This is a genomic window from Frankia sp. CoWAU3, assembly GCF_977971855.1.
In genome coordinates this window covers 5,558-11,791 of record NZ_CDWWXB010000103.1, presented here as the reverse complement: position 1 = coordinate 11,791, position 6,234 = coordinate 5,558, and the positions used below count along the sequence as shown (strand labels likewise).

General features: G+C 64.3%; 6 protein-coding genes and 1 pseudogene. 3 read left to right on the top strand and 4 right to left on the bottom strand.

Features of this window, described 5'->3' with window-relative positions:
- From AC08ON_RS10930 to AC08ON_RS10915, 4 genes and pseudogenes are all read right to left on the bottom strand, one after another.
- Positions 1-527 (bottom strand): IS6 family transposase (locus tag AC08ON_RS10930; protein ID WP_476616902.1); only part of this gene is annotated, 527 nt, incomplete at its 3' end.
- A 106-nt stretch (positions 528-633) separates the two neighbouring features.
- Positions 634-2,355, bottom strand: a complete 1,722-nt coding sequence (locus tag AC08ON_RS10925; protein WP_476607475.1) for an alpha,alpha-trehalose-phosphate synthase (UDP-forming) — start codon at positions 2,353-2,355, stop codon at positions 634-636.
- Between the two features lie 149 nt (positions 2,356-2,504).
- A pseudogene (locus AC08ON_RS10920) lies at positions 2,505-2,646 on the bottom strand (IS5/IS1182 family transposase); the annotation flags it as partial.
- A gap of 550 nt (positions 2,647-3,196) precedes the next feature.
- Complete coding sequence (locus AC08ON_RS10915; RefSeq protein ID WP_476607474.1) at positions 3,197-3,400, bottom strand: hypothetical protein; 204 nt, start codon at positions 3,398-3,400, stop codon at positions 3,197-3,199.
- Positions 3,401-4,053: 653 nt separating this feature from the next.
- Here AC08ON_RS10915 and AC08ON_RS10910 point away from each other — a divergent pair.
- The 3 genes from AC08ON_RS10910 to AC08ON_RS10900 all read left to right on the top strand — a co-directional run.
- Positions 4,054-4,347: a hypothetical protein gene (locus tag AC08ON_RS10910; protein ID WP_476616901.1), complete on the top strand. Its 294-nt coding sequence runs from the start codon at positions 4,054-4,056 to the stop codon at positions 4,345-4,347.
- Positions 4,344-5,126, top strand: coding sequence for a DUF8175 domain-containg protein (locus AC08ON_RS10905; protein ID WP_476616900.1), 783 nt, complete (start codon positions 4,344-4,346; stop codon positions 5,124-5,126). Before AC08ON_RS10910 ends, AC08ON_RS10905 begins: the two co-directional genes overlap by 4 nt.
- A 10-nt stretch (positions 5,127-5,136) precedes the next feature.
- Positions 5,137-6,234 (top strand): hypothetical protein (locus tag AC08ON_RS10900; RefSeq protein WP_476616899.1); only part of this gene is annotated, 1,098 nt, incomplete at its 3' end.

Sequence of the window (6,234 nt, the reverse complement as noted above, 5' to 3'; positions counted from 1 at the left end):
CCGTCACACCACGCAACCTTCGCGCAGCCCTGGGCGTCGACGTGGCAGGACTCGGGAAGCAGCTCGTCGAGGAGTGGCGGGTAGACCGGTGTCTTGCCGGTGGTGACCTCGGCTGGCCGGCGACCTTGGGCCAGTGCTCGAACGAAGAAGCGCCGGGCAGCGGCCTGGTCGCGGCGGGTGCTGGCCAGGACGTCGATGACCTGCCCGTACTGGTCGACCGCCCGGTACGGGTACGTCCAGCGGCCGGCGACCTTCACATAGGTCTCATCGACAAACCCCCTGTCCCCAGGCCGATGACGACACGCCCGGGCCGTCTCGGCCAGCAAGGGCGTGAAGCGCTGCACCCCGCGGTAGATCGTGACGTGGTCAACGTCGAGGCCACGTTCGGCGAGCAGTTCCTCGACATCCCGGTACGACAACGCGAACCGCAGGTACCACCGTACCGCCAGAATGATCACTTCCGGTGGGAACCGGAACCCCGCGAACTCCGACGCCGGAACCGGTGGACAGACACGACCTCGATGCATCAGCCGATATTCGCGATGCCGGACTCCGCCGATGCGACAGTGTCACGCCATCTCGCGCACCCACCAGCCACTCAGGGTAGTTGACAGCACAGGGGCGTCAGCGCCGTCAGCGACCAGGCGGCTGCCGGGCAGGCTCGCTGGCTGCGGGCTCGTGCCGGTCTACCCTATGAAGTCCGCTACCGGAAGAAGCGGCGCCTGGTGCTGGACATGCTCGACCAGATGACGGGCGAATAGGGGCTGGGTAAGCTGCCTGATGCGGGGCTGGGTAAGCTTTCGGTGATCCTGACAGTTGACGTAAAGGCGGGATATCTTTCAACTGAGCGTTCAGCCAATCTTCCACATGATGTGTTTCTACCTGCTTGGCAGCATTCTTCAGGCGCTCGCGTCGATCTTCCTTCTCCAAGTTCAGCGCCGTGTAGAGAGCGCCCGCCATCTGATCGATACTAAAGGGATCCAACGTGACGGCATACTCGCCGAGTTCTTCGTAGACGCCTGCCTTCTCTGACAGGGCCAGCACGCTGCAGCGTTGCTTGCGCGCCGCGACCTCCTTGGCCAGCAGCGCGACCTCCTTGGCCACCAGGTTCATACCGTCCGCAACAGGGTTAACCATGATCACATCGCAGATCGAGTACGCCGCGACTGCGAGTGGGAGATCCTCGACGTAGTGCAGATCGATGGGCTGCCACCCGTCCGGCGCGTACCGCGCGTTGATCTCGGCGACCTTATCATCGATCTTCTTGATGTAGTCGGCGTACGCGGGCACGTTCGTACGGCTCTTTTGCAGCAGTGCCAGAAAGCGGACCTTCCCGACCAGTTCAGGATGATTATCGAGCAGCTTGCCGAAGGCATCGAACCCGCGCACGGCGTTCTTGCTCGGGTCGGTGCGGTCCACCCGCAGGATGAGCTGAAGATCATCCGTCTGGAATTTCTTCTCCAGTTCGGAGATGTGTTTCTGCACTTCCTGCGTGCGTTGGATCTCTTTCAACGCCTCCGGGTTCACTGAGATCGGGTAATGGCGGACCCGGACGGTGCGGCCGTCTACATGTACCTCCAGCGTGTCCGGATTATCCGGGTCCCTCTCGACCCTAACGCCGGGCAGCTCTTGGGCGCACAGCGCAAAGTTACGTGCGGCGCTGCGGGTCTGGAAGCCGACGATGTCGTTGCCGAGCAGGCCCCGAAACAGCCGCTCACGGATATCCTCCGGGAGGATATGCCACGCCTCTGGGCTCGGCCAGGGAATGTGGATAAAATGCGTGATCATGGTATCCGGGCACTGTTCCCGGACCCGTTCGGCCACCAGATAGAAGTGATAATCATGCAACATTACCAACGCCTTGCTGTCGCGCTTACGGACCTCGTCGATGACTGCATCGGCATAGACGCGGTTTACCTCGGCGTAGCCGCGCTCGAAGGCGTCGCGTGTCTCCTGCGTGATCTCAAGTTGCCAGTCGTCACTCTTGTAGAGTTCGTGCTGGATGAACCACAGGATCGGGTTCGACCACACCTCGTAGAATTTGTGGTAGGCCTCCTTGTCGGTGTCGACCATCCGCATATCGATCTTCGGGCCCTCGGGCTTGCCGTCGACAACACGCGGTTGTATAGGGATTAAGCCGTCCTTGTGACGGGCGGCGGCGGTGACGTCCGCGTCGGTCAACGCCCCGCACACCCAGACGACCCCGTTCTCGCTGAGGCGTTCGGCGAGGCCGGACAGCGCCGACACGAGCCCACCGCTCCCGCGGTTAGTCTTCAGCTCCCCGGAACCGTCGCGGTAGTGACTCACCGGACCGCGATTGGACAACAACACCAGCGGCAGGTCGGTATCGGGCATGATTGTGCGGCCTCCTCAGTCGTTCGCGGAGGTGCCGGGACAGCTACCGGTTCCCGAACCTCCAGCGGCGCGACACCATCGGTGATCGCTTGATTGGAAAAGATGAACTAACAGGGCGTTCGATCCTGCGGGTTCTTTTTGGTTCGGGTTTAGGTTCCTCGCCAGGTGGGGGTGGTCTCGCCCGTTACGCGCCTGGCTGTATTGTGGATCATCGCTAGGTGGATCATCGCTTCGGAGCGGGCGGGGTGGGTTTCTGTAGTCACGGGCGAGACGTCGATGTGCGGTGATCCAGGCTGATGGGCCGGTCGCGCAGCGAGGTGCCAGCTTGAGCTGGTCCTTTTCCGCGCGGCCTCCCGCCGAACCGGACTTGATGGTTTCCCGATCATCCGGCTCCCAGTGACGCAGGACACCCAGCACCGTTGCGGCGCTCTGCATTACTCATACCTCCCGAGGCTGGGTTGTCCGATCATCTGGCCCCCTTCACCTTTCGGACCCAGGCCAGCCATCCGGCCCAGGAACCTCCCTCCAAGTCCCTCCCGGCTGAACCGGGGATACAACAGAGTGCCTTGCGGCGCACGGGGTGCGTTCGACGATCCACCTTTTCTCGAGAACCTCGAACGTGCGTTGGCCGGGTCGCTTCCGAACGATCAGAACGGTCTTCCAGAACGGTCTTCCTCAGGTACTGGCCCGCCCACTGGACGAACTGTCCGGCGAAGCCGCCATCGGCAAAGATCAGGACGATCACTGGCCTGCCCTCGTCCTTCTCCTCGAAGACTATTCACAGCACACAGAAACAAGATCCAAAGCGAGTTCTTAGACAACCCTGGCTTCCGCGGAGTCGCTAACGGATGCACCCGTTAAATACTTTGTTAAATTGAGTTTGTCTCTGGCGGGTCGAGCGGGCGTGGTCGTAGCTGGCTTCGTACTCGGATGCGTCGAAGGGCATCACCGGTGGTGTCTGGAGGTGCAGCAGGTTCCACCCGTCGTTGGCGGCGAGCACGGTGAAGTCGGTGAGGCGGCCGAGACCCGGTAGTGCGTAGCGCACGTGCCTTCCCACGGGTGGGTGGATGCCGACAGCAGCAGGTGCGGACGACCGCCCAGGAAGGCGCGTACCCCTCAGGTCGCCGAGATCCGGAAGAACCCCGGGCGGCGTGCGTGTGGTCGCTGTGCGGGGGAAGCCCGGGTCGGCAGCCATGCAGGGGTGTCCGCATCGGACGTGTTCAGTGATACGCCGCGCACCAGCCTGATGCAAGCGCTTGCAAGTACTGTCGAGGTCGGCGTACCGTTCCCGACATGATCTAGGCCACCTGGTGGATGGGCCAGGTGGGGGTTCTGGCGGGTGCGTCGGGGACGAGGAGGGATCCGGGATGGGCAACAGCATCAAGAACGTGACCGCGTTAGCGGGCGCTTCCACGGCGACGGTGTCGCGGGCGTTGCGTGACGCTTCCGGGCGTCCCCGAAAGCGTCCGACTACGGGTCTGGGAGGCTGCCACGTGGTGGGCTGTCACGGGGCGCTGGGGCATCGACCCTCGCACGGATGCTGGCGACCGGGTGGATGTCGTGTCCAGGTGCCGTATGTGCAGCGCTACCTCCGCTACCTCGAGAATCCGTTCGACGAGCCACCGCCAGCCAAGATCAGATCTGTGGTGGCGGACATTCGCGCCGCGCTGGCCGTGCCTGAATAGGAGGGACCTTTTCGTGTTGATCATCGCTCTGCAGTCGTTGGCCGCCATCGATCCGCTCGTGCCCAACCCGCGCCCCCAGGCACCCGAGGGGGTGCAAGAAACCGTGAACATGGTGGTGGGCTGGTTGAAGTACGGAGGGTTGGTCGCTGGTATGGTTGGACTGCTCATCTGCGCGATCATGATGGCGCTCGGTCGTCGGAACCGCTCCCAGATGAGCGTGGAGGGCGCGGCCGGTGTGCCGTGGGCGCTCGCGGCGATGAGCCTGATCTTCCTGGCGGGGTCCTTCGTCTCGGCGTTCATCCAATGACGGGCCAGGGAGCCCGCCGGCCGATGGTCCTGGTCATCGCCGCCGTGGCGCTGGTCGGTGTCGGGGGCCTCGTCGGCATACGGCTCACCGGCGGCGACAAATCCTCCCGGCCGACTGGCCCTGGGCACACCAGCACCGTCGAGGCGGCCGGGCAGCCCAGCTTTGGGCTCGAATCGTCGCTCCTGGTGTCACCGCCCCTGGTGTCACCGCCCCTGGTGTCACCGCCCCCGGTGTCACCGCCCCCGGGGGCGGACGACGTTACGTTCTACGACTTTATCGGCGGTCTGCGGCTGCCACGGTCGGCCGCGGCAGGGCCGGCGCATCTCGACGGGTTCCTCGCATCGGGTTTTGCTCGCTCACGGATCGGCAGCGTGCTGGCCGCGATCAACATCGCCTACCGGACCGCCGGGACCCTTGGCGAGTCGGTGTGGCGGCCCACCATCGAACGGCAGGTCATCGGGGATAACCGCACCGCGCTGTTAGCCGCCGCCCAGCGCGAGGGGCGTCAAGACATGCCTGGCCCGGGGGAGCGGATCGCAGGATCAGACTCCCGGATCATCGGCTGGCAACTGGAGAGCTACTCCCAGGACACGGCGATGGTGCGTTACCTGCTCCTCCTGATCCAGGCGAAGGGCCAGCCCCTGCTGGCGGCAGTGCGGGTCGAAGTGCGCTGGGTCGACGATGACTGGAAGGTCGTCGCTCCGTCAGGCGGGGATTGGAGAAACGCCGGATCGCAGGTGACGGACACCGCAGGCTTCAGGATGCTCGCCCAGTTTTAAGGAGCCCGCCGTGTGTGTGCCTTTTGATGTGCTGTGCTATATCAAAGATGGAATCAAAGATCTTGCGAAAGAGATATTCAAAGAAATCTTCGCAGGTGATGTAGCCGAAGCAATCTTCGACATGTTCCTCGAGGTGGTCGCCGACAGGGTCGCCGACGCGGTCGGCTGGATGGTGAGGATGTCGACGTCCTGGTGGGTCAATGTGCCCTCCATCAACCTCAAGGGGAACGTTGCGGCGATCGGGATGATCCGGGGTTTCCTGCTGCCGATCGTGGTGGTGATGTTGGTCGGCGGGCTGATGGTGCAGGGCATCCGGCTCGCGTTGGAGCGGCGGGTCAATCCGCTGGTCCGCGCCGGCCGCGGACTGATCACTTATGCGGTCGCCACCGGGGTTGGCACCACGCTGATCGCGGCCTTGGTCAATGCGGGGGATGCATTCTCCACCTGGGTGCTCAACACCAGCACGGATAACGAGTTCGCCGAGCGGATGACCAAGATCCTCACGCTGACAGGCATGCACGGCGGTTATCTAGTGCTGATCCTGCTGGGTCTGCTGGCCTTCCTAGCCAGCTTCATCCAAGCGGTTCTCATGATCTTCCGGGATGGGGCGATTCCCATCCTGGTTGCTGCGCTGCAGCTCGCCGCCGCGGGGAAGATGACCTCGGTGACGGAAGGCTGGTTCCCCCGGGTCACCGGGTGGGCCGCCGCGCTGGTGTTCTACAAGCCGACCGCTGCCCTGGTCTACGCCACCGCGTTCACGCTGGCCGGCCACGGTGAGGACGCCCGCACCGTGTTCACCGGCTTCACCATGATCATTATGGCGGTGTTGGCGCTGCCGGCGCTGATGCGCCTGTTCAACTGGACCGTCGCCCAAGCCGGGCAGGACGGCGGAGACGGGCAGCTGCTGACATCCATCGGTTTCGCCTTGCAGGCGGCTGCGGGCCTGCGCGGCGCCAGGAGTGGGGCACCCGCGGGTGGCTGGCCAGCCCCCGCGCACGCCCGGTACATGCAATCCCTGGCGGAGGGTGAGCCACCGGTGGGTACCGGTGGAGGCGGGACACCGTCCGGAGCGGCCCTGACAGGCAGGCAACCGGCAGGCGGGCCGCCC